Below are 21,330 nucleotides of genomic sequence, written 5' to 3' on the forward strand. Positions count from 1 at the left end.
ACACGGCGGCTGCTTCCCGATCATCCTCAAAGGCACCGGCCCGGTCGGCACCGTCACCGTCTCCGGACTACCCCAACTCGACGACCACCGCCTCGCCGTCGAAGCCCTCGAACTCTTCCTCAATTCCAAGGACTCCGAGAAGACAGCCGCCTCCTGAACGGCTCCTTCTCAACTTCCGGCTGACGCAATCCCAGTCACGGAGGGCGAGGTCAGACACGCAAGATGCGGCGTCGAAGGAGCGCGAAGCCGACACGCCAGGGCATCTGACGCTTCACCAACTGGTCGTGGTGTTGACCCCTCCGATCGCCACCACGCCACCGCCGCTGACACTCGAGCCACCAGCGACCACCGCGCGGCACAGCGGACGCCCACTGCCTACCGTGCGTGGCGCGCGGTCTGGCGGCAGATCCGGATGCCGTGACCGCCGATGCGACCGGCGTTCGGCTCGCCGAGCCTGCCGACGGTCGGGGAGGCATCAACGTGCGCTCGGCTCAGGCCGGGTAGCCGAGGTGCCGGGTCCAAGCTTCGCCGACGCGGGTGCGGCCCGCGCTGTGTGCGTTCCTCACCGTCACTTGGCCGATCTATCGGGACGGTGGTGTCCGGGCGCTCGACGAGGGTGCGTAGCACCGGATGGGGTGCGGCCCCGAACCGCGATTTCTTACCGACCGGTGACGCCGTCGATAAGCTCCCGCAGGATGTCGGCGTGACCGGCATGCCGGACGGTCTCGCTCGTCATGTGGGCGAGCACCCAGCGAAGCGTACGAGGTGCGTCACCGACCGGCTGCACGGTGAGGACGTCCGGGCCAGCGGCTGCGCTGATGTGGGCGTCGCTTTCGGCGATCGCGGTGCGGTAGCCGGCGATGATCTGATCCGGGGACCGGTCTGGCTCGACCACCATGGCGAAGTCCACGTCGGCGTAGTGCGGGTCGCCGGCGAACGTGTAGCCGAACCAGTACCGTTCGGCGTCGGTCAAGTGCTGAACCAGGCCCAGCAGTGTGGTGTCGGAGACGACCAGGCGGCGCCGCAGCTGCTCCTCGTTCAGGCCCGCGACCTTCTTCAGCACGCATGATCGAGCGAAGGACAAGAAGGCGAGGGCGGTGTCGAGTTCGCCACCGTCGTTGCGCGGCACGGCTTCGCGTTGGGATTCGATCATGGCCCGACCTTACGTGATCGTCATCGGGGGGAGGCCGGCGCGAATGTCGTCTGAGCGGTTCCGACCAGACTCCCGCTCATCGGTGACGTACTTGTCGCCGCGACGGGTGTGGCGCCACACATGCTCATCGACACCGATGACCAACACGTTGTCGAACCGGCCGACGTCGTCGATCAGCACCCGCTTGCCCTCGGCCAGCACGGCGTCGTTAGCGGTGTTCCAGGCAACCCCGAGACCTTCGGCGACCCGGGCGACGGTCAGGTGCTGGACCACGATGGCTTCCAGCGCCCACCGCAGCCCACGACGCGACAACTTGGCCCGAGGCTCGGCAGCCAGGGTGGTGTCTTGCCGCCACACGTGCCCGCAGCCGGAACACCCGGTAGCGGCGCACGACCACCTCCAGCGTCGTGGGACGCCACCCGAGCGGCTCGTGCGCCAGTCGCCGGGTCACGGTGTCCCGCGGCGTCCCCTCACAACCGCAGCGGCGGCACCACTGGTCAGGCTCGACGACCCGGCACGCCACCACAGCACGATCCGGTTCGAGCCGCTGCCCAACAGCTTCGAGGCCAAGCTCGTCGAGCCGGCAAAACGTGGTCGGGTCAGGGCAGGCGAAGCCCGCATGAGGGGTAACGTCAGGCACGTCGAGGTCTTCCGGATGGACGGCGGAGGACGTGGCGAGGTCGCACTCCCGGAGAAGTTCGACGCTCCCCCACGAAGCGGGCCCGTCGAGGGATCGCCGGAATCCTTCGACGGGCCCGGTCGCCGAGCCTCAGCCCCAGGTCTGGCCGGCCGGTTCCTTGATGGTGCGGTTGATCCGATTGAAGAAGTTAGTCAATGCGATTTCCAGGTTGATCGCGCCGATCTGCTCCTCAGTGAAATGGGCATTGACCCCTTCCCAGATCTCGTCGGTGACTCCCTCCGCGCCGTCCTGCAGCCGGGTGGCGGCCTCGGCCAGCGCCAGTGCCGCGCGCTCCGCATCGGTGTAAAACGGCGCCTCACGCCACGCCGCTACGTTGTGCAGCCGCTCGTCGGTGTCACCGGCCTTCTTCCCCCCGGCGACACTGGCGTAGACGCACGCCGAGCAGCTGTTGATCTGGCTCGCGCGCAGATGGACCAGCGCGAGCAGCTTCGGGTCGACGCCCCCAGCAGCGATCGCCTTCTGCAGGTGCCCGATCGCCTTCCACACGTCGGGGTTGTTGGTGTTCTTGTTCTTCAGTCGGTTCTGCATGGCAGGATGCTCTCCTTGCTCGGGGTTACCTTGCGGGGCTGGTGCCCGTCACCCCTATGACGGACCAGCTTCCAGGGAGGTAACACCATGTCCGGCACCCATCCAGCCGATCCGATCGCCGAGGCCTTCGAGGCGCACCGCGACCGGCTCACAGCCGTCGCCTACCGCGTACTCGGCTCGCACGCTGACGCGGACGACGCGGTCCAGGAGGCGTGGCTGCGCCTATCCCGCCAGGACACCGACACCATCGACAATCTCGGCGGCTGGCTGACCACCGTGGTCGGCCGCATCAGCCTCGATCTCATACGCTCGGGCCGCACGCGCCCGACAGTTCCACTCGACGACCAGCTGCCCGAACTCACCGTGACGCTCGACGCTGGTCCGGCTCCGGAAGAGCTTGTGGCGCTGGGCGACTCGGTGGGCCTGGCGCTGTTGACGGTCCTGGACTCGCTGCGCCCTGACGAGCGCCTGGCGTTCGTGCTGCACGACGTGTTCGCCGTCCCCCACGGGGAGATCGGCACCATTCTCGGCAGGTCCGCCGACGCGACCAAGATGCTCACCAGCCGCGCCCGCCGGAAGGTGCAGGCCGCCCGGCAGTCGGCAAGCGACCGACAGCGGCACCGCGAGGTGGTCGGGGCGTTCTTGGCCGCGGCCCGCGAGGGCCAGTTCGAGCGTCTGCTGGAAGTTCTCCACCCCGAAGTGAAGTTCACCGTCCACACCCCGAACGGTCGCTTCGTCACGCTCGGAGCCACCGAAGTCGCCACCCGCGCCCGAGTGGCCGGCAGTGCAGCACGAGGACATGCGGCGACCGTCAACGGCCGCCCCGGCGTCATCTCCTGGAACGAGGACGGCACCCCGCTGTCCCTGCTCGCCTTCACCGTCGCCGACGGCCGCATCACCGAGATCACCGCTGTGATCGACCCAGCCAAGCTCGCGCTCATCGACCTGCCAGACCCAGTGTGAACCGCCGATGCCCTGCGCCAGGCCCTACACCCTCAACTGTGAAGCGCCGCGTTGGTGGCCCAGCGTGACATGGGGGACTATCTCGCTAACGGCATCTCTCTGCTGCCAGCGCCTTGACACAGAGAGGTGCCGTTAGATCCACAGTCCCTGACATGGGTCAGGTTTTGCGGACTGCGCTGGTGAAGCCGGCGATGAAGAGGGTGGCGAAGGTCCAGGCGAGCAGTTGCAGGAACCAGCCGGCGACGGTGAGGGTTTGGCCGGCGGGGGTGTTGGTGGGTTGGCAGCGGTCGCGGGCGCCGGTTTTGATCAGTGGGGTGCCGAGGTCGAGGCCCACGCCGATCTGGTCGATGGTGGTGCATGCGGTGGCTGCGACTGCTCCGGTGATCGCCGGCTTTTGGGCGAGGCCGCCTTGCTGGCCGCCGATGACGCTGAGCGTGACTGCGGTCGCAAGCGTGGCGAGGAGCAGGAGCAGGGAACGCCAGGGCTGGTAGCCGTAGCCGAGGGTAATGCCGGTGAGGCGACCCCAGGCGCGTTCGGAGCCGGCCAGTCCGGCGCGCTGGATCTGGTCGCGGCGTTGGGCGATGAGAATGGTGCGGGCGTCGCGGTCGTGGCCTGCGGTGCGGTAAGCGGCGGCGAGGTGCTGGTAGGGCTGGGCGGCGTAGCCAGGGGTGTGCTGGCGCAGCAGGGTCAGCCACCGCCGCAGTGACGCTGGCCGCGGCAGCCCGCTGTAAGTGAGCCCATCCACGTCGATCAGCGATCCCTGCTCCGGTGCCAGATGCGTCACCCGGTCGGTGTCGAGGCGGAAAGTGCCGCCAATTCGCGCCCCGGTCAACACCAGCACCGCGTGGCCATCTGCGCTGGTGGCGGTGAACCCGTCGTCCAGGAGCACGTCCTGGACGACCCGGAGGCCGTCAGTGTTCAGGGCGGGTCCGATGGTGTTCTCCAGCCGCGCCCCGCTGCAGTACAGGACACCGCCGAGATGGGCACCGGCCAGCCCGATCGTGCCCTGCTCGCTGGCGCCGGTGGCAGTGAACTCGCCGTCTAGGGCCACGTCCCGGTCGACCCGGAGGTGGTCGGCATCGAGGGCGGGTCCGGCGGTGTTCTCCAGCCGCGCCCCGCTGCAGTACAGGACGCCGAGGTGGGCACCGAGCAGCCGGATCGTGCCCTGCTCGCTGGCGCTGGTGGCGGTGAACCCGTCGTGCAGGAACACGTCCTGGTCGACCCGGAGGCCGTCGGTGTTCAGGGCGGGTCCGATGGTGTTCTCCAGCCGCGCTCCGCTGCAGTTCAGTTGGCCGCCGAGATGGGCACCGAGCAGCCGGATCGTGCCTCGCGCGCTGGCGCTGGTGGCAGTGAACCCGTCGCGCAGGAACACGCTTTGGTCGACCTGGAGGCCGTCGGCGTCGAGGGCGGGTCCGATGGTGTTCTCCAGCCGCGCTCCGCTGCAGTCCAACGTGCCGATGTGGGCAGCGAGCAGCCGGACCGTGCCTCGCGCGCTGGCGCTGGTGACGGTGCTCCTCTCGAGCGAAAGCACCCGCGCGGCAAAGCGGGTGGCGTCGACCGGCACGTCGTCCGAACCTGCCGCTTGCTCGATGCGGCACCCGGTCAAGGCAACCGCCAACAGTCGGGCATTGCGGATATTCACGCCGCTGAGCAGTAGACAGTCACGCAACTCCAGCGCCATGTCACTGGTGATGTTCTCCAGATCGATCTGACCGGCGATCCGGGCTCCGCGTAGCCGCAGGCCGCGGGGGTCGGGTTCGCTGACCACACGGCCGCGGACGAGCTCACGGATGATCGAAGCCGAGATCGTCCGCTCACCGCCCCAGGACCGCATCGCTGCCTCATCGACCGGCCCGTCACCGGCCAGATCGAGCACCTCGCCGCAGGCGACGGACTCAATCAGTCGCTGCTCCACAGGACTGTGCGCACGACCGTCCGCATCCCTCACCCGCCGGCTGCCTACTCGCGTCATGGCACCAATAATGGACAGCCACGTCATCTACCGCGAACCCCCTGACCGGGCCACGGCCCGCGACCCGTCAGCCGTTCCGCGTCGCGGACGATTGGAAAGGGTGATCGGACCCTGCGCGGACTGCGGCCCCTCCTCCGGCCTGCCGGCCGGCCGGGGGACGGAGCGGTTCCCAGTGGGTCAAGGCGGCCGGGCCTTGCCGAGAACTGCGGCGATCGGTCGGGGTCAAGGGTGGCCGTAGGCCATCGGCGTGCCGACGCGTAGCGCCCTTGACACCGCCCGGGCGACGTAGAGGATTGGGCATCCGGTGGATGGGCCACGCCCTGGCTCTCCTCGTCGTCGCACCGGGAACAGTGCCCGCGTGACTCGGAGGCAAGCAGCACTGCTGCACGGCAGCCAGCGCCCCGCCCTCGATGGAGAGCAACCCCGATGGCGATCCTCCCGCCTCAGCCCTTCACGCTCTTGGTGCTCCGCCGTGTGGCCGGCCGGCCCGGCCGATGCGGGCCGGAGGTCGCCAGCAGGCCAGGGCGGCCCGCTTGCGGGCCGAGCTGATCCTTGAAGAGGTTAATTCGGCAATGTCGAGCGGCCTACTCGTTGTCCTCCGTCGACTGATGTGCGACGCGCGTCCGCCAGGTGATCTTCGATCAGGACTGCTGTCGGCCACTGTCCGTGACGGTCGCTGAGCTGCTCGTGCCTTCGGTCGGTCTGAGGGGGCACGTCGGCCGGCTTGGCCGTACGGATGGCTGTACAGCCGCCTTGTGCCTGGAACTCTCAAGTCTTAACGGACCGGGGTCCCGGAAGTTGTCGTCGTTCAGTACCGTCCGGGCGGCAAGCTCCTTACAGGACGGGGGAACCCATGACGAATTCCTTCAGGTCTCGTCGCATGCTCGTCTGGACCGCGCCCGTGGCGCTCGCGCTGAGCGCGCTCGCCCCAGCCCTGCCGGCGCAGGCCGCGCCGAAGCCGCAGCCCACGCCAGCCGTCACCGGCCCGGTCGACAAGGACCTCAACGGTGACGCCGTTGCTGACCTGGTCGCCGTCGGCGGCCCGGGCACCGGCCTCGGCTCCGGCGTCTGGTCCGCGCTCGGCGTCAAGTCCCGCAAGACCGGCGTCGGTACCGGCAAGGTGCAAACCCCGGCTACCAACATCGGCCTACGCGGCAACGGATTCGGCAGCACCACCTCGCCGACCGAGTTCAACGGCGGACAGGCCACCACCGGCCGCTTCTTCGGCAGCACCGAGGAGGACTTCCTCGTCTACTACCCGGCCGGGGCCTATGCCGGCAGCGCCGCCTTCATCAAGGGCGCTGGCGACGGCACGATGCTCAACCCGGTCAGCGGCAACACGGCGAGCATCAGCGCCGACTACCTCCTCGACGCCAACGGCAACATCCCGCTGACGCTGGTGAACGCGTTCCAGGCCGATGGCATCGACAACGGCATCCCGGATCTGCTCGGGATCTCCGGTGACGCCACCAACGGCTACCGCCTCGGCTACCACCCCAGCTGGGGCGCACCGGGCCTCTACTTCGGCACCACCACGCTGACCAACCCCACTCCGACCGGCGGCACCGACTGGCAGAACTGGAGCATCGCCAGCACCCAGAGCGCCTCCGGCGTCGCGCTTTTTATGCACAACGCCACCACCGGCGACCTGTACCTCTGGACCGGCGTCACCATGCTCGACAACGGCGACGGCACCGGCTCCCTGATGCACAACCAGCACCAGGTGGCCGCGAACTGGAACACCGGCGTCGCGATCAGCACGCTGCAGGCCGCCGACATCAACCTCGACGGCACCCCGGACTTGTGGACCGTGCTGCCCGACGGGACCTACCGGGCGTACCTGATCTCCGGCCTGTCTAACAGCGGCACCCCGACGGTGGCCGCCACCCGCGCGAAGCAACTGCTCTGATCAACGGGAGGGGGCGCGCTGCCGCTCGGCCGCGCGCCCACAACCGATCAGCCGGCAGCCGTTGCGGGGGGACTGAGACCTTGGATATCTGCGGACCTCCTCGTCGGGCACGCGCCATAAGGCGTTTGCACCCCTGGTCGGTACCTCTGCGGTTGTCGGGTTGCGCCGATGTCCGCGGGTCCTCTTGGCTGTAGGGCCGGCCCGCGCGTGGCCGGGGAGAGCCCTAGGCTGATGCCCATGTCGGCCGAGCACGAAGTGATTGACCTAGAAGAGCGCGATCACCGGCCGGCGGAGTCGGGCGGCACCACTCCTGACCGCCTCGTGGCCAGGCGAATGATGAATGTAAGGCTTGTCGCCGCATTCGTGGTCGGCGCTGTGCTCGGCGGTTTCGGGGTCAGCGAGCTGCGAGACTCGCGGGACGAGCGGGAGCGGAATGCTTCGGTCTCGCTCGTGGCCTTCCCCGAACACAGCGGTAGCGGGCGTTGGGACATCACGGCCGTCCTTCAGATGGACGGGCAACTGGCAGTGATCAACGCTGGCCCCGCGCCGATCACGGTTCGTGCGGCTGCTGGTCAACGACCCGGCATCCAGGTCCGTGACACCGGCCAGTCTCGGCTGCTACGCCCTGGCGGCACCGGCTGGATTGATGTCAAGCTGCGCATCGAGTGCTCTAGCTCTACCGCGTTCGATAGCGAGCCGTTGTCGATACGGTTCTCTGTCGAGACCGCCGACCGACAGGTGAGAGAGGTCAGCTACCCCGTCGCCGTGGAGGGAACCGCCTGGCACCGGGAGGCCGAGCATCCATGCACCTTACTCACTGACTTGGCGAAGCGTGGCGGGTAGTGCCGTCCCTGACGGGGACAAGGTGGAGCGGCCTACCGGACGAGTCTCAATGGCAGTCGTCAAGGGTCGGCGTGGCGACCAAGATTATGAGATCAACAAGGGCGACCCGGCGAGCTGCCCAGATGGCCTTCTAACGGAGATGCCTCTCGGCGCCTTTCACCACTCCCCCGGCTGTCCGCCGCCCTCTTGTGGACCAGATGCGGACCGCTCACCTGTCGGTGCAAGTCCGGGTCCGTTTGGCCCCCGGACCGGTCGGGAAGAAGGCCGTGGTGACCGCCGTCGATGAGTCGCCCACGATTGAATTCAGACGCTCGACGAGCCGCCAGGTCGTGCCGATCGTCGCGCTGCTCGTGGTCGTTGCAGGAGAGGTCGTATTCAACCTGGCCCGGGGCCGGCAGTGGTGGGACGGGATGTTGATCCTCCCGCTCTACCTGGTGATTTTCACCCTCCCCAAGCGCCTGGCCCGCCCAGCGGTCTATGGGTACCAGTCACGGCTGCCCCTACGGCTCACCGAAGAGCATCTACAGGTGGCGGGTCCGGGCGACATCACCTTGTCCATTGATTGGTCGAACATCGCCAAAGCCGAAATCCGCGGGCGGTTGGTGGCGTTCCTGGTGATCGAGCCGGTAGACCCGGACCGGACCCGCCCCCCGCTGAAGCGGTGGCAGTGGGCTGGACTTGGACAGAGCCGACCATACGAAATCCTCGTTCCGCTCGCCTACATGACTCCAGGCCGGCACGTGCTGCGCCGGGAACTGGCCGAGCGAACTGCTACTGCTGCCCGCCATGACATCTGAGATCGATTCCTTCCTGACCGGCAGGAAACCGTCAGGGCCCCGGGCTTAGAAGAAGATTGCGGATGGCTGGTCGGGCCGCTTTGCTCATGGCCAGCCCGTCCGTAGTTGTCGGGCAGCGTCGGCGGCTGCGGGCAGCCTTGGCTGTACATATGGCTGTACGGCCACACGGTTAGGAGTTGTCGATCAGAGGTCGGCGGCGATCTAGCTACTGCTCTCGCTGGTCACGGCCTGGTCGTGGCTCTCATCGTTGACCGTGGTTGCCCGCCGCCGGCCGCCACATCGGGCATGCAACGGGCACGCAGCGGGTGGTCGTTAGCCTGGCGAGGTGCATCATGACCCGCGCTCGCTGGTCGGCTTCTTCGTCACTGAGGTTGGCGTCCGTCAGGCTTGGCCCTTCATCACCTTCACCATTAACAGCGGAACCATGACGCCGGCCGAGCTGCGGCTGTACATCGACACCACATGCGAGGTAATCCCGCCCCCACCCCTCGTCTTCGACCCGGCGGCGCAGGCGCCAGCGTCTGCGTTGCCGGCGCTACTCGAAGTCCTGAACCTGACCGTCACTGCCGTCACCGTGGCGGACAACGGCAACCTGGTCCTCGGCTTTGAAGGCGGCGTCACTCTGCAGGTGCCGGGCACTCCGAGCGCCTGGACAACTCATGACGTGTGGTGGCTCGGCGACCCGCGCGCATAGTGCGGGCGCGCCGGGCGTGCCCTTCCTGGTTAAAGCTCGATCCAGTAACGCCGAGCGGGGCCGAACTTGGTGTCCCGGATGCACTCGAGTACGCCGCCGCACCGCTCGATCGCTTTCACCGAGGCGACATTGTCGACCGCGCAGACGGCCAACAGCCGATCCAGGCCGAGTACTCGCGCCTCGTCGAGCATCCGGCCCATCGCCCAGGTGGCCAGCCCGCGTCGGCGCGCGGACGGTCGGATGCCGTAACCGAGGTGGCCGGCCCACCGCACGTAGTCACTACTACCGTGCCGCAGCGCGATCCCGCCGAGCACGTGATCGCCCTCGACGATCCATCGATACGTGCAGTGGTGGTCCGCCAGCCGCGCCACCCAGGCCGCGAACCCGGCTGGCGAGTCCACCTCGTCGGACGGGCCCAGTCCGAACCCGTCCTCATGCAACCCTGGACCCCACTCTGCATGAGCCTCAAGCCAGGCCTTGTGCAGGCGGACAGCAGGTGCGATCAACTCGGGCACGCGACGACAATATCTGCCGGCACAGGCATCGACATCAGGGCGAAAATTTTGCGAGCACTCCGCTCTCCTCGGCACGACCAGACGCCTACTCCGCCCGTTCGTCGTGACGATGGGTAGCGCACGGAGCGCGGCATGACAGGATGGTTGAACATGCTTCAATCGGCAGGGTGAGGGGTCGGTCGATGTCCCACGTGGGTCAGCCGTCGGACGATGTTCTCGGCTCCGGAACCGGCGGCGCAAATCTCGCCGACGTGGAGGCGCTGCGCGCTGCCGAACGGCGTCTACAACAGGCCCAGCTCGGCTCCGATGTCGAGGCGTTGGATCGATTGATTGACGACCGGCTCGTGTTCACGGGCCCTGACGGCGGTTTGTACTCCAAGCAGGACGACCTACGCGTGCACCGATCCGGCCAGCAGTCGATGACCCGCGTGGAAGAGGAGGACCTGTCGGTGCTCGTGGTCGGCGGCACCGGGGTGACCTGGTTCCTCGGCACGATAGAAGGAACCCTGGCCGGCGAACCGTTCCTCGCCCGGGTCCGCTACACCCGTACCTGGATCCTCGACAGCGACAAGGGATGGCGCCTGATCGCGGCACATGTCAGCCCCACCGAACGGGATGCCGCTACCGACGGGTGACCGAACGACGAATCCCGCCAGCAGCCACTCGACATATCGCCGTGACGCACTACTTTCGGCAAGACCGGCCGCTGTCTTACCGAGCAACTGTGGCTGCGTGACGTGCGCTCGGCGGCAGATGTGCTCACCTGGCACTGGCCTCGGATCGCCGGATGCGGGCACCGAGCAGCGACCGACGTCCCCACGCTGGCCGCGGCCTGCTCTACCGATCCGAGCCCATATAGTCCCGTGGTGAACATGGATCAGGTCCGGCAGGCGTATGCGTCGGTCGCGGAGCTCTACATCGAGCTGTTCGGCGCAAGGCAGCAGGTGCACCCCGACGACCTCGCCTTCATCGGGCGACATCTGGCGGGCCGGCCTGGCCCGGTGCTCGATCTGGGCTGTGGGCCTGGCCATATCACCGATTACCTTCGCTCGCTGGGGGCCGACGCAACGGGAATCGACATGGTTCCCGAGTTCATCGCCCATGCGCAGGCGGCCCACCCGAGCGGTAGCTACCAACTCGGGTCGATGGAAGACCTCGCCGTTGCCGACCACTCCATCGCCGGGATCCTGGCCTGGGGCTCGTTGATCCATCTGCCGCCGGAAGATCTCGAGGGCGTGCTCGCTGAGTTCCGGCGAGTAATGGCCCCGGCCGGAGCGTTAGTGCTTGCCCTCTTCGTAGGCGATGAGGTCGCCGCTTTCGACCACAAGGTCGTGACCGCCTACCGCTGGCCCGTTGACGAGTTCTCCGAGCGACTGGCGCGAGCCGGCTTCACGGAAGTTGAGCGCCTGCAGCGGCCCAGCGAAGGCACCCAACGGCCGCACGCCGCCATCGCGGCAGTCGCGACCGAAGGTTGAGCTGAGCCGGCGAGCGTTCGTGCACTCGCATCGGCACGGGCGGAGCTGACCGGCTCGCGGTCACCGGCAGATGCGTTCGCCGTACAGGAAGTGGCGCGGCGCGGGGCGTCAGGTCAGGGGAGGCCGGGATCTGGGTGCTCGGCCACGAAACGCTCGCCCGTTTCGAGGAGGATTCATGACCGAGCGCGTAACCCATTCCGGGCAGATCGAAAAAGCTCGCGTTTACCGGAGGCGCTTCTCGTAACGTCGGCAGGCGACGATGACGGGGGTGGCGCCGGCTTCGGCGGGGTAGTGCAGGGCCGCCACGTCGTGCCAGCCGCTGCGGGTGTAGAACCGGCGGGCCCGGGTGTTGCCGACCGCGACCGCGAGCCAGGCGGTGTCGAATCGTTCGGCGACGGCCTGTTCGGCGGCGGCGAGCAGCGCGTCGGCCACCCCGGTCCCGCGGGCTGGCCCGGCGACGTATACCTGCTCCACCTCGTCCTCGCGGACGGTGACGAACCCGACGAGCCGTTGGCCCTGTGCGCCGACGGTGGTGGTGGGCAGGCGGGGCGGCACGCGGTCGCGGAAGTCGGCGAGCCGCCGGTGCTGGTGCAGCTCGGTAGGGACGTGTCCGACGTGCCCGTCCCACCAGCCGGCGTGCCACAGCTCGGTGATCGCCTCGACGTCGTCGGGTTGTGCGGGGCGCAGTACGAGACCGGCGGCGTGTGCCATCTCGGGCCTCCCATCAAAGGGACTTGCGTTCCTAACTTGCAGCTCTAAGATATCCCTCATGAACCATCCGAACAACCTCGGGCTGGAGCTACACACGCTGGTGTCCCGCCTGGAGCGTGCCGGTGACCGCATCCTGCAAGCCGGCCACGGCATGTCATACCGGCGGTTCATGGTCCTGGTCACGGTCGGCGAGCTGGAGGCATGCACCCAGCGGGCGCTGGCCGACAGCCTGGCGGTGACCGAGCCCTCGATCAGCCGGATGATCGCCGCCCTCGCCGGCACCGGGCTGCTCACCGTGGCACCGGACCCGGCCGGCGGCAACCGGCGCCGGATCGCCCTCACCGACGCCGGCCGGAAGCTGGTCGAGCGGGCGGGCACCGAGCTGATCGGACGGCTCACCGAGCTGGTCGAGTCCAGCGGCGTGCCGTTCGGCACCTACCTCGCGTACACCCGACGGCTGAACGCCGCCCTGGGCGGCGGCTGAGACACCGGCGCACCCGCCACAACACCCCACTCGGACCACCGTGAGGAGTTCCGCCATGCCGACCACCTCCACCGCGCGGACCGTCCGTTCCGCCGACGGCACCACCATCGCCTACCACACCACCGGCGCCGGCCCGGATCTGATGATCGTGCCCGGCGCGCTCAGCGACGCCGCCGACTTCGCCGGGCTGGCCGGGGTGCTCGCCGGCACCTTCACCGTGCACACGGTGCAGCGGCGCGGCCGCCGCGGCAGCGGCCCGCTCGGACCCGGATACGGCATCGAGGCCGAGTGCGCCGACCTCACCGCGATCCGGGCGGCCACCGGCGCCCGGTACGTCTTCGGCCACAGCTTCGGTGGACTGGTCGCGCTCGAAGCGGCCCGCCGGGACCCGGGCTTCGACAAGCTGGCCGTCTACGAGCCCGGAGTCAGCGTCGACGGCCTGATGCCCACCGACTGGATCCCACCGGCCCGCCGGCTTCTGGCCCAAGGCCGCCCGATCGACGCGTTCGCCACGTTCTCCATCGCCACCGGCCCGAGCGCGGCACGCCGCAACCCCCGCTGGCTGATGGCCGCCATCCTCCGGCTGGCCTTCCGCGGCGAGAAGCGGGCGAAGGTCGTCGAGCTGCTCGAGCCGGCCCTACACGAGCATGCGGAGGTCGGCCGGCTCGACAACAGCTACCCCCACTACCGCGAGGTCTCCGCCGACGTGCTGCTGATGACCGGCGGCCGCAGCGACCTGGCACACGTCGGCCCCTCCACGACCCGGCTCGCCGAGGTGCTCCCCTCATCGCGGGTACTCACCTTCCCGAAACTGAACCACTTCGGACCGCACCACCGAGGCGAGACCCAGGTCGCCGCGGCACTGACCACATTCCTGCTCGACATCAACAACTAACCATCACCACGGACGCGCCAGAGCGATCTTGAACGTCCGCGAGCACCTCCAACTGTCGCGATCGAATGCACCACCTTCGGCACGCAGTACGGAGGCCTGGGGCAGGCTGACCTCGATGACGCGGACGAGGACTGGAACAGCTACACGATTGCGCGAGAGGCGTTCGAGCGCGTCTGGGACTCGGCCGGCGAGTAGCACTTACGTCTCTGCTGGCATCGGCGTCAACGACCGACTGCCGCCTAACGGCCATTGGCGTGCGCGTCGCGGCGAGGGCCTCGGCGTGGTGGGATGGCGGCTGTGGTGATCACCGAAGTCGACGGCTGGCCAATGGGCGAAAGTCTCGAGGACCTCACCGAGTACGCGGGGGCGCAGGGCGCTGAAGGCTACGACGTGCATGAGGTACGGCTGTGCAGGTGCGCGGCATGCGGCGGACATGTCTTCGGCGTTCATGGTGACCTCGATGAGCACGCAGCGAAGCGCGTATGTCGTGGCTGCGGTGCGGAACACTTCATCGCGGACAGCGGCGAGTACTGGGATGACACCGGAGCCGGCATCATGGTCTGCGAGTGCGACGGTGACGGCGACGAGGAGGACTTCAACGTAGCGGTGAGCTACTCCCTTTACGCCGATGGTGACGGAATTCGAGCGATCGCCATCACGAGCCGCTGCGTCGCGTGCGGGCGGCTCGGCTACTGGGACGACTGGATGATCCGTGGCGGCGAGATGCACCTCGTGGATCGCGCGTAGGTCCTCCTCGCACAACCAGAAGGCATCCCCGACGCACTGTCATCGCCACGAGCAGACGCTGACCGGCACGCGGTCAGCGCCAACGCCGGTGGGCCCTTCTGACCGCGGAAACAGTCGAGCATCGGGTCGGAGTCAGGCCCCGATCTCCGTTGCCTGTGACCACACGACAGTCCACATGCCGTCACGCTTCTCATAGTGGTCGGTGTGCCAAGCGCTCAGCTCGACCTCATCGGCAACTCCGACACTCAACCGGATGTGCGCGATGTAGCGGAGGACGATGAGGTCCGGCGACGCGCGCACCGAGATTGACGAAGAGGGTTCGAAATCGAGGTACTCGAGGCGCTTGGACGCCACGTCGCCGAGGTACGTCGCCTTCGTGTGCGTTTGTCCGACCGGCGTGATGAGCTGGTAGTCATCAGCGTGGATTCGTTCGGCTACGGCCATGTCTCGCTCGACGAGAGATCGAAGGCGAGATCGCTCGAGTCTCAGTACCTCGGCCACGTCGTCGTTCATGACGACGTTCTACAGGGTCCTTGCAACCCTGCGGGGGCAGGGCTGTCGGCCGCTCGCGGCATTGCCCGCTCAGCTTCCTCGATCGTTTTGAGGCGCCGATCTCGCTGCGAGCGGACGCTGACCGGCACGCGGTCAGCGGCATGGGAGCGAGGCTGATCTTGGCTGGATTGACGTCGACCGGAGTTGTCGTATCCGGGCCGCGTTGTTCGTAGCTAGCCTGAGAGGCCGCCCACGAGGGCGCTGTCACGACCAAAGGATGCCGACCGATGCAGCACCCCCTGGCCAAGATCCACCGCATGTTCGAGCTTGTCGAGCCGATCGCCACCGTCACCTTTTCCGAGGTGCCGAACGAGGCGTTCCTTGCCTTGGGTATGCGTAACTACTGGGACGGGTACTTCGCGGGCCGGGCCGCGCCGCTGGGCCTGGCGTCGGCCGAGGTGGTGCACGCGGTCTTCTACAACTTCGCCGACGGCGAGGTGGCGCGCCACATCCCGTGGGTCTGGGGGAAGACCACCCCGCAGGAGGCGATCGCCGTGCGCGAGCGGGGCAGCGCCGCAGAGCTGCGGCAGAGGATCGGGCAGCTCGCCGACTCCCCCGCCCTGGTGCGGACCGCCGGCCTGGCCACCCGAGCAGCGGTCAGCGCGCCGACCGAGGGCCGCCCGCTGTACGCAGGACTCCGGGCGCTCGACGTGCCCGAGGAATCGGTGGCCAGGCTCTGGCACGCGGCGACGCTGCTGCGGGAGCACCGCGGGGACGGCCACAACGCCGCCCTGCTCGCCCACGGCATCGGCGGCACCGAGGCCCACGTCCTGGTCGCTCTCTCCCTCGGCATGAGGGCGGAGGAGTTCGGCCGGACCCACCACCTGCCCACGGCGCAGCTGGCCGGTGTCGTCGACGGGCTGCGCCGCCGCGGCCTCGTCGACGCCGCCGGCGGGTTCACCGACGCCGGCCGCCAGACCAAGGAACGGATCGAGGCCCTCACCGACGAGCTGGCGGCACCGGCGTACGACGTGCTCACCGCCGACGAGCTCGACGAGCTGATCGCGGGCCTCGAGCCGATCGCCGCTGCGGCACAGGAGATCGACGACTGAGCGGGCGCGTCAGGCGCCTCGGTCAGCTCCGCCTCGATCCGCTCACCGGTCGCGGCAAGTCGGCGTCCGGCCTCGGTGAGTGTCACCCCCCGCGGGCCCCGGTCGAGGCCGGCGACACCCACCTCCCGCTCCAGGCGGGGGCGGGTCTGCTGCTGTACACCGACGGCGTCTACGAAGACTTCACCGAGGACGGCACCCGCCTCGGCGAGCAGCGCTTCATCGAACTCGCCGGCAAGCTGAGCATCATCACCGACCTGGGCGGCCAGCTCACCGCCCTGCTCGGCGAGATCCAATGCGGCGACGACGGCCGACACAGCGATGACACCGCCCTGCTGTACCTGACCTGGCCGCCATCGCCGACCACGGACCAGGCGTGACAGCCGCGACACCCGGGCACGCCTCGCCGTGCGGCCACGGCACCTCGCGGCGCCGGCGCTCGGCCGCGTCACGACCGGCGGGTCAGTCGCCGGTGGGCGGCGTAATTCTTCCAGAGCCGCCGAACCGGGCCCCGGTCTGGGGAAAGTCCGAGCCGCTGAGCTGACGGACCAGCCGCAGGCCCCGGTCGTCCGGGTCCATGCTCGGGCGGCCGGCGCCGTCCAGGTATGTCGAGGTCAGTGAGCCGCCGGCCCAGGTCCCGTCGGCCCGGAGCGACACCTTGAGTACGCCACCCCAGCCGAACCGGCCGTCGTTGCTGAGCGACTTCCCCCCGCCGGCGAAGTTTCCGAGGCTGTACGCGATGAGCCGGCCCTTGTAGAACTCCATGCCGCGCAGCACGTGCGGGCCGTGTCCGACGATGAGGTCGGCGCCGGCGTCGATCATCGCCTTGGGGAACCTGACCGGGTCACCCCGGTTCTCGCCGAGGAACATCTCGGTGCCCGGGCGCACCCGGGTCTTGTCCGCGCCCTCGCCGCCCATGTGCACCTGCACCACGACGAGGTCGGCCATGGTGGCTGCCTTGGCGACCACCCGCTTCGCCTTGGCGATGTCGATCAGGCTGTTGGACCAGGCATACGGCGAGAAGCCGGCGACCGCGATCTTGACGCTGTTCACCTCGACCACAGTGATCTGGTCGGGGGCGCCGGTGTGGGCCAGGTCGTATGCCTCGAGGGCCTTGCGGGTGTTCGCATAGCCCTTCGGGCCGTAGTCATAGCCGTGGTTGTTGGCCTGGTTGAGCAGGTCGAAGCCGGCGTCGCGCAGGTGGGCGGCGTACTGCGGTGGCGCTCGGAACTGGAAGCAGCGGGTGGAGTGGGCGGCGCACTTGCCGGTGCCCGTGTCGACGGTCAGCGGTTCCTCGAGGTTGCCCATCACCAGGTCGGCCCGCAGCGCCCGCTCGACCGCGTCGAAGAACCCCTTGCCGCCGTCGGCGGGCAGCCGGTTCGGAGCGTTGCCCATGATGATGTCGCCCGTCGCGGCGAGCGAGACGACCCGCCCAGGTCCGACCGCGGACGGCATCTCCGCGGTCGGGAACGGGACGCCGGTCGTCGAGGACGGCTCGCCCGAGCGGGTAGCCGGCGCGCCACAGGCCGCAACCAGCACAGCGAAGGCCAGGGCCAGAGCCCCCAGGGCGAGCATCGACCTACGGCCGATAATGAATGTGAGGCTGCGGTTGAGGTCGAGCATCGATCAGGCCACAACGCTTTCTGGGTTGGTCGGGCGACGCTGACGGCCGTTTCAGCGGGAGCCGGCAACGCCGTGCAGAATGGTCGCCAGCTCGTCCGGCGTGTCGCGCATGAGGTTGTGTCCCCCGGGCAGGGCGTGGGTGGTCCAGCCGGGGGCCGCGCTCAGCCGCTGGTAGGTGGCGGTGAACGGGGATTGGTCGGCCCAGCCGGCGGCGTACACGTAGTCCCGGCGTCTGATGTGCCCGAGATCGCCGGTGAGCCGGAGTGGTTGGAGCAGGGAGGCGATCGGGTGGGGCGTCGCCCGGGCGTCGAAGAACGGCAGGGGCCGGGACGCGCAGCCGGTCTCGTCGACGTCCAGGTACCACCTTCGTTCCGCATCGGATACCAGTGACCAGCATGAGTCGCCGTCGGCGGGTACCACGGCGTCCAGGTAGACCAGGGAGCCGACCCGGTCAGGTGCGCGGTCCGCGGCTCCGGTGATCACCATCCCGCCGTAGCTGTGCCCGACCAGGACCGTGTCCCGCAGGTCCTCGCCGTCGAGAGCGGCCACCACGTCCTGGATGTGCGTGTCGAGGTTGACCGTGCCGTGCAGCAGGTGCCGGCGTTCACTGACACCGGTCAACGTCAGCGGGTGGACGCTGTGTCCGAGGCCGCGCAACCGTCGGGTGAGGTGCTCGAAGCACCATCCGCCGTGGCACATTCCGGGGACGAGCACGAAGTTCATGCTGCTCCTTCAGTTGGTCGTGGGTGCGGGGCGGGGCGCCGATGAGGGCGATGACTGCGGCAACCGCGCTCAGGACGGCGGTCCAGGCGAGGGTGGCCGTGGTGGAGGTGTGGTCGGCGACCAGGCCGGCGAGCCATGGACCGGCTGTCTGACCGGCGGCGAACACCGCGGTGAACAGGGCGAGCGTGGCGGTCCAGTCAACGGCCGGAGTGCGGGTCTTGATGAGGGCGGTGACCGCGGCGGGCACGCCCATGAAGGTCCCTCCGTAGAGCAGTGCCGAGGCCAGAACGAACGGGGTCGCCGCCGACATCAACATCAGCGCGGCGCCGCCGCTGAGAACTGCGAGGAGGGTGGCCAGCGCCCGGGTGCCGGGCCACCGGGCGATCGGACGGCTCCATATCGCCGGCGCCGCTGCGACAGCTGCGCCGAGCACGACCCAGGTGAGGACTACCTGCCCGACGGGAGCGTCCAGGTCGGTCAGGTAGGCGGAGAGGAACGTGATGTAGGTGATGTAGCCGGCGGCGAACAGCAGGTAGGCTGCGGCGGGTGCCAGCAGGGGCCGGAGCCGTGCCCGACCGGTCACGGGTGGCGCGATGGTGTTGCTGGCTGCGGTCCAGCTCACCGCCGTAGCTAGCGCGCCGGCAGCGCCCAACGTGACCCAGGCCAGCCGCCAGTGCTCGCCGAGCAGGGGTACGGCGATGCCGCTGAGCACGATGCCTAGCCCGGCGCCGGCGAAGTAGACCGTGATGGGGGCGGCTGACGCAGCGCCTGCCGCGAGGCGGGATGCGAGCACTCCGCCGGCCACGAACACCACCGCGCCGGTGGCGCCGGACAGCGTACGGAGGAGGACCAGCGTCAGGTGGTCGCCGCTGACGGCGGTCAGGGCCAGCGACGCGGCGGTCAGCGCCATGGCGACGCGGAACGCGGTGGCCGCACCGAGACGGCGTACCAGGGGTTGGGTGAACAGCGCGCCGAGCAGATAGCCGAAGCCGTTGGCCGCGCTCATCGCGCCGGCTGCTGCCAGCGTCCAGTTCAGTTCGTGTCGCATCGCCGGCAACAGCAGTCCGTAGGCGAAGCGCGCGAAGCCGAGGGCGGACGCGGTGCCCAGGGCGAGCCGCAAGGCCGGCCACAGCCCGGTGAGCCCGGTCGGCGTCATCAGCCCTCCCCCCTTGCGATCGAACCGATCGGTACGAACTCGGGAGATGCTAGCAGCAGAAGGAACCGCTCGGTACCATCAACTTGTGCCAGTTCCCAAGGGATCAACCATCGACCCGGAGCGCACCCGCTCGAGCATCATCGACGCGGCGACCCCGCTGCTGTACGAGCGCGGCCTCGACGGCATCGGCGTCGCCGAACTGTGCTCCCGCCTGGGCGTGTCCAAGGAGACCCTCTACCGGCACTTCGGCAACAAGGACGGCCTGGTCGAAGCGGTGCTCAAGGCGCGTAGCGACCGGGTGACCTCCTGGATCGCCACGGCCGCGGCCGCCGCCGGGGAGGACCCTCGCGACCAGCTCGCCGCCGTGTTCGACGAGCTTCAGCAGTGGTACGAGGAGCCGAGCTTCCGTGGTTGCGCCATGCACAACGCCGCAGCCCAACACCAGGCCCAGCCGGTAACGGGCATCACCGCGCGCCACCTGGACCGCCGCCTCGACCTCCTGACCGCGATCGCCCGGCGCGCCGGCGCAGCCGACCCCGAGACCCTGGGGCGCCAGTTACTCCTCCTGGTCGAGGGTGCAACCCTGATCGCCGCGCACCACGACAGAACCAGCGCCGGCACGCACGCCAAGCAGGCCGCCCTTGCCCTGCTGGACGCCGCCCGGCCCGCTGGCGCCTGACCCTGCGCCCCCGTCAGTTCCGCCAACGTTCCCTGCCGCCGCTGATGCCGAGCACCGCCCGGCAGGGTGCGGCCCAGCCGCTACCCGGAGCCCCAACCTGGTAGCTGTCCTGGTACGTCCCGCCACGGTCGTGAACGGCGGTCAGCCTGAACCGCCTGATCAGGCGACTGCGCTCGGACGCTGGTCGGCAGATCCGCCGGGCTCGACCAGGAGCCGGGCGTAGTTGGCCATCGAGCGCTGGTAGCGCGGCAGGTGCTTGGCGAGTGCCCCGACGGCGATCGACACCGCCTCACGCTCCCGGCCCACGCTGGTCAGCGCCAGGGCGAGCGTCGCGCTAACCGCGTCGTCGAGTTCGTCGGAGCCACGCTCGCGCTCCGCGGTCAGCAGCCGGACGCACTCCTCGGCCTGCCCGATGTTCCGCAGTGAACTGGACATCTGGATCACCGAGCGTCGGCGGCGGATGCCGTCGACACCCAGCTCCAGCGCCCTGCGGTACAGCGGTACCGCCCGGTCCGAGTGGCCGGTCGAGTCCCAGGCGCAGGCCCGCTCGAACGCCGCCACCGGATGATCCGGCCCCAGCTCGTCGGCCAGAGCGCCGACACGTCGGCGGAACTCCTCCTCGTCCCAGTCCTCCGGCCTCGCGTTGAAGGCCGCCCACAGATCCGCACTGCGCTGCTCCCAGTCGGCGCTCAGGTTCATCCTCGTTCTCCTCCTGATCATTGGCTCGGACGAGAGACACTCTGCGAGCGCTGATACCGTCGACGCGAGTGATTCGGCGGAGGCCGAATCTCAGCTTCAGCAGTGGCGGACGGCGATCACGCTGCGGTTCGGCGCCGCCGATCTGGTGCGCTGCCGTCTCGCCGTCTCGCCCATGCTCGAGACGCTGTCCGCGGTGCGCCTGCTGTCCCCGCGGGAAGGGGTCGGCCCTCACCGCCGCTGGCTCGACGCCCTCGACCTGCGGGAAGTCGACCTACGACCGATCGCCCTGCTTCAGCCCCGCCGCGGCTACACCCCGATTTCCTCTCGCCGCCTCCGGTCAGTCCGCACGTCCGCTTCGAGGATGAACTCGGCGCGGTCGCGGCCAGCAACCGCGATCGGGTACGCAGAGGTGCGACTGTCACTGGCGGACACCCCGGGGGGCGGCCGAGTCGGCGACCGGACG

At 69.0% G+C, this 21,330-nt stretch carries 24 protein-coding genes and 1 pseudogene; 14 read left to right on the forward strand and 11 right to left on the reverse strand.

The features are described 5' to 3' along the window. Nucleotides 1-157: heme-binding protein (locus ABZW14_RS33125; RefSeq protein ID WP_355354889.1), on the forward strand; the 157-nt coding region annotated here is incomplete at its 5' end. 501 nt (nucleotides 158-658) lie between these two features. Here ABZW14_RS33125 and ABZW14_RS33130 read toward each other — a convergent pair. From ABZW14_RS33130 to ABZW14_RS33140, 3 genes and pseudogenes are all read right to left on the reverse strand, one after another. Beyond that, nucleotides 659-1,153 carry a DinB family protein gene (locus ABZW14_RS33130; RefSeq protein ID WP_355354804.1) on the reverse strand — a complete coding sequence of 165 codons (495 nt, stop codon included), beginning with the start codon at nucleotides 1,151-1,153 and terminating at the stop codon, nucleotides 659-661. Between the two features lie 81 nt (nucleotides 1,154-1,234). Continuing rightward, nucleotides 1,235-1,793 (reverse strand): annotated as a pseudogene (locus ABZW14_RS33135) (ISL3 family transposase); the annotation flags it as partial. A 129-nt stretch (nucleotides 1,794-1,922) separates the two neighbouring features. After that, nucleotides 1,923-2,381, reverse strand: coding sequence for a carboxymuconolactone decarboxylase family protein (locus ABZW14_RS33140; RefSeq protein WP_355354807.1), 459 nt, complete (start codon nucleotides 2,379-2,381; stop codon nucleotides 1,923-1,925). Nucleotides 2,382-2,468: 87 nt separating this feature from the next. Here ABZW14_RS33140 and ABZW14_RS33145 point away from each other — a divergent pair, with 87 nt between their 5' ends. Then, on the forward strand, nucleotides 2,469-3,344 hold the full coding sequence (locus ABZW14_RS33145; RefSeq protein ID WP_355354810.1) for a sigma-70 family RNA polymerase sigma factor: 876 nt from the start codon (nucleotides 2,469-2,471) through the stop codon (nucleotides 3,342-3,344). Nucleotides 3,345-3,501: 157 nt separating this feature from the next. On the opposite strand, the gene ABZW14_RS33150 is transcribed toward ABZW14_RS33145, so the two are convergent. Next, the gene (locus ABZW14_RS33150) at nucleotides 3,502-5,259 is read right to left on the reverse strand and encodes a hypothetical protein (RefSeq protein ID WP_355354813.1); all 1,758 of its coding nucleotides are present in this window, start codon (nucleotides 5,257-5,259) and stop codon (nucleotides 3,502-3,504) included. Between the two features lie 937 nt (nucleotides 5,260-6,196). Here ABZW14_RS33150 and ABZW14_RS33155 point away from each other — a divergent pair. From ABZW14_RS33155 to ABZW14_RS33170, 4 genes are all read left to right on the forward strand, one after another. Then, entirely contained in the window at nucleotides 6,197-7,225 is a 1,029-nt protein-coding gene (locus tag ABZW14_RS33155; RefSeq protein WP_355354816.1) for a hypothetical protein, read from the forward strand. Between the two features lie 237 nt (nucleotides 7,226-7,462). Further along, nucleotides 7,463-8,068, forward strand: a complete 606-nt coding sequence (locus ABZW14_RS33160) for a hypothetical protein (protein ID WP_355354819.1) — start codon at nucleotides 7,463-7,465, stop codon at nucleotides 8,066-8,068. Nucleotides 8,069-8,337: 269 nt separating this feature from the next. Further along, nucleotides 8,338-8,865 carry a hypothetical protein gene (locus ABZW14_RS33165; RefSeq protein ID WP_355354822.1) on the forward strand — a complete coding sequence of 176 codons (528 nt, stop codon included), beginning with the start codon at nucleotides 8,338-8,340 and terminating at the stop codon, nucleotides 8,863-8,865. A gap of 325 nt (nucleotides 8,866-9,190) precedes the next feature. After that, a complete protein-coding gene (locus ABZW14_RS33170; protein ID WP_355354826.1) occupies nucleotides 9,191-9,559 on the forward strand; it encodes a DUF6188 family protein in 369 nt (122 codons plus the stop codon). Between the two features lie 29 nt (nucleotides 9,560-9,588). Here the strand turns inward: ABZW14_RS33170 and ABZW14_RS33175 are convergent, their stop codons facing one another. Then, complete coding sequence (locus tag ABZW14_RS33175) at nucleotides 9,589-10,074, reverse strand: GNAT family N-acetyltransferase (protein WP_355354829.1); 486 nt, start codon at nucleotides 10,072-10,074, stop codon at nucleotides 9,589-9,591. Nucleotides 10,075-10,256: 182 nt separating this feature from the next. Between ABZW14_RS33175 and ABZW14_RS33180 the strand changes: the two genes are divergently transcribed. After that, on the forward strand, nucleotides 10,257-10,709 hold the full coding sequence (locus ABZW14_RS33180) for a nuclear transport factor 2 family protein (RefSeq protein WP_355354832.1): 453 nt from the start codon (nucleotides 10,257-10,259) through the stop codon (nucleotides 10,707-10,709). A gap of 231 nt (nucleotides 10,710-10,940) precedes the next feature. Then, nucleotides 10,941-11,549, forward strand: coding sequence for a class I SAM-dependent methyltransferase (locus ABZW14_RS33185; RefSeq protein WP_355354835.1), 609 nt, complete (start codon nucleotides 10,941-10,943; stop codon nucleotides 11,547-11,549). Nucleotides 11,550-11,771: 222 nt separating this feature from the next. Here ABZW14_RS33185 and ABZW14_RS33190 read toward each other — a convergent pair whose 3' ends face one another. Further along, complete coding sequence (locus ABZW14_RS33190) at nucleotides 11,772-12,260, reverse strand: GNAT family N-acetyltransferase (protein WP_355354838.1); 489 nt, start codon at nucleotides 12,258-12,260, stop codon at nucleotides 11,772-11,774. Between the two features lie 58 nt (nucleotides 12,261-12,318). Between ABZW14_RS33190 and ABZW14_RS33195 the strand changes: the two genes are divergently transcribed. The 3 genes from ABZW14_RS33195 (at nucleotide 12,319) to ABZW14_RS33205 (ending at nucleotide 14,386) form a co-directional block, all read left to right on the forward strand. Then, nucleotides 12,319-12,744 carry a MarR family transcriptional regulator gene (locus ABZW14_RS33195; protein ID WP_355354841.1) on the forward strand — a complete coding sequence of 142 codons (426 nt, stop codon included), beginning with the start codon at nucleotides 12,319-12,321 and terminating at the stop codon, nucleotides 12,742-12,744. 55 nt (nucleotides 12,745-12,799) lie between these two features. After that, nucleotides 12,800-13,639: an alpha/beta hydrolase gene (locus tag ABZW14_RS33200; protein ID WP_355354844.1), complete on the forward strand. Its 840-nt coding sequence runs from the start codon at nucleotides 12,800-12,802 to the stop codon at nucleotides 13,637-13,639. A 297-nt stretch (nucleotides 13,640-13,936) separates the two neighbouring features. Next, a complete protein-coding gene (locus ABZW14_RS33205) occupies nucleotides 13,937-14,386 on the forward strand; it encodes a hypothetical protein (RefSeq protein ID WP_355354847.1) in 450 nt (149 codons plus the stop codon). 132 nt (nucleotides 14,387-14,518) lie between these two features. Here the strand turns inward: ABZW14_RS33205 and ABZW14_RS33210 are convergent, their stop codons facing one another. Beyond that, nucleotides 14,519-14,899, reverse strand: coding sequence for a nuclear transport factor 2 family protein (locus tag ABZW14_RS33210; protein WP_355354850.1), 381 nt, complete (start codon nucleotides 14,897-14,899; stop codon nucleotides 14,519-14,521). A 266-nt stretch (nucleotides 14,900-15,165) separates the two neighbouring features. Between ABZW14_RS33210 and ABZW14_RS33215 the strand changes: the two genes are divergently transcribed. Beyond that, on the forward strand, nucleotides 15,166-15,990 hold the full coding sequence (locus ABZW14_RS33215; protein ID WP_355354853.1) for a MarR family transcriptional regulator: 825 nt from the start codon (nucleotides 15,166-15,168) through the stop codon (nucleotides 15,988-15,990). Then, nucleotides 15,987-16,367: a SpoIIE family protein phosphatase gene (locus tag ABZW14_RS33220; RefSeq protein WP_355354892.1), complete on the forward strand. Its 381-nt coding sequence runs from the start codon at nucleotides 15,987-15,989 to the stop codon at nucleotides 16,365-16,367. The genes ABZW14_RS33215 and ABZW14_RS33220 overlap by 4 nt, the downstream gene beginning before the upstream one ends. An 82-nt stretch (nucleotides 16,368-16,449) precedes the next feature. Here ABZW14_RS33220 and ABZW14_RS33225 read toward each other — a convergent pair whose 3' ends face one another. The 3 genes from ABZW14_RS33225 to ABZW14_RS33235 are packed head-to-tail and all read right to left on the reverse strand — an operon-like array spanning nucleotide 16,450 to nucleotide 19,489. Then, entirely contained in the window at nucleotides 16,450-17,610 is a 1,161-nt protein-coding gene (locus ABZW14_RS33225) for a CapA family protein (RefSeq protein ID WP_355354856.1), read from the reverse strand. A gap of 51 nt (nucleotides 17,611-17,661) precedes the next feature. Continuing rightward, the gene (locus ABZW14_RS33230; RefSeq protein WP_355354859.1) at nucleotides 17,662-18,333 is read right to left on the reverse strand and encodes an alpha/beta hydrolase family protein; all 672 of its coding nucleotides are present in this window, start codon (nucleotides 18,331-18,333) and stop codon (nucleotides 17,662-17,664) included. After that, nucleotides 18,215-19,489, reverse strand: a complete 1,275-nt coding sequence (locus ABZW14_RS33235) for a YbfB/YjiJ family MFS transporter (protein WP_355354862.1) — start codon at nucleotides 19,487-19,489, stop codon at nucleotides 18,215-18,217. Before ABZW14_RS33235 ends, ABZW14_RS33230 begins: the two co-directional genes overlap by 119 nt. Before the next feature lie 85 nt (nucleotides 19,490-19,574). Between ABZW14_RS33235 and ABZW14_RS33240 the strand changes: the two genes are divergently transcribed. Beyond that, nucleotides 19,575-20,168: a TetR/AcrR family transcriptional regulator gene (locus ABZW14_RS33240; RefSeq protein ID WP_355354865.1), complete on the forward strand. Its 594-nt coding sequence runs from the start codon at nucleotides 19,575-19,577 to the stop codon at nucleotides 20,166-20,168. Nucleotides 20,169-20,327: 159 nt separating this feature from the next. Here ABZW14_RS33240 and ABZW14_RS33245 read toward each other — a convergent pair whose 3' ends face one another. Continuing rightward, nucleotides 20,328-20,867 carry a tetratricopeptide repeat protein gene (locus ABZW14_RS33245; RefSeq protein WP_355354868.1) on the reverse strand — a complete coding sequence of 180 codons (540 nt, stop codon included), beginning with the start codon at nucleotides 20,865-20,867 and terminating at the stop codon, nucleotides 20,328-20,330. Between the last annotated feature and the right edge of the window lie 463 nt (nucleotides 20,868-21,330).

This window comes from Micromonospora sp. NPDC004551, from assembly GCF_040609975.1.
In the GTDB taxonomy this organism is placed as follows: Bacteria; Actinomycetota; Actinomycetes; order Mycobacteriales; family Micromonosporaceae; genus Micromonospora.

Excerpts from the sequence above, each read along its gene's own strand:
- ABZW14_RS33245 (WP_355354868.1), bottom strand. The coding sequence starts at position 20,867 with ATGAACCTGAGCGCCGACTGGGAGCAGCGCAGTGCGGATCTGTGGGCG.
- ABZW14_RS33130 (WP_355354804.1), bottom strand. The coding sequence starts at position 1,153 with ATGATCGAATCCCAACGCGAAGCCGTGCCGCGCAACGACGGTGGCGAA.
- ABZW14_RS33210 (WP_355354850.1), bottom strand. The coding sequence starts at position 14,899 with ATGAACGACGACGTGGCCGAGGTACTGAGACTCGAGCGATCTCGCCTT.
- ABZW14_RS33235 (WP_355354862.1), bottom strand. The coding sequence starts at position 19,489 with ATGACGCCGACCGGGCTCACCGGGCTGTGGCCGGCCTTGCGGCTCGCC.
- ABZW14_RS33140 (WP_355354807.1), bottom strand. The coding sequence starts at position 2,381 with ATGCAGAACCGACTGAAGAACAAGAACACCAACAACCCCGACGTGTGG.
- ABZW14_RS33180 (WP_355354832.1), top strand. The coding sequence starts at position 10,257 with ATGTCCCACGTGGGTCAGCCGTCGGACGATGTTCTCGGCTCCGGAACC.
- ABZW14_RS33155 (WP_355354816.1), top strand. The coding sequence starts at position 6,197 with ATGCTCGTCTGGACCGCGCCCGTGGCGCTCGCGCTGAGCGCGCTCGCC.
- ABZW14_RS33160 (WP_355354819.1), top strand. The coding sequence starts at position 7,463 with ATGTCGGCCGAGCACGAAGTGATTGACCTAGAAGAGCGCGATCACCGG.
- ABZW14_RS33190 (WP_355354838.1), bottom strand. The coding sequence starts at position 12,260 with ATGGCACACGCCGCCGGTCTCGTACTGCGCCCCGCACAACCCGACGAC.
- ABZW14_RS33200 (WP_355354844.1), top strand. The coding sequence starts at position 12,800 with ATGCCGACCACCTCCACCGCGCGGACCGTCCGTTCCGCCGACGGCACC.
- ABZW14_RS33230 (WP_355354859.1), bottom strand. The coding sequence starts at position 18,333 with ATGAACTTCGTGCTCGTCCCCGGAATGTGCCACGGCGGATGGTGCTTC.
- ABZW14_RS33225 (WP_355354856.1), bottom strand. The coding sequence starts at position 17,610 with ATGCTCGACCTCAACCGCAGCCTCACATTCATTATCGGCCGTAGGTCG.
- ABZW14_RS33195 (WP_355354841.1), top strand. The coding sequence starts at position 12,319 with ATGAACCATCCGAACAACCTCGGGCTGGAGCTACACACGCTGGTGTCC.
- ABZW14_RS33215 (WP_355354853.1), top strand. The coding sequence starts at position 15,166 with ATGCAGCACCCCCTGGCCAAGATCCACCGCATGTTCGAGCTTGTCGAG.
- ABZW14_RS33145 (WP_355354810.1), top strand. The coding sequence starts at position 2,469 with ATGTCCGGCACCCATCCAGCCGATCCGATCGCCGAGGCCTTCGAGGCG.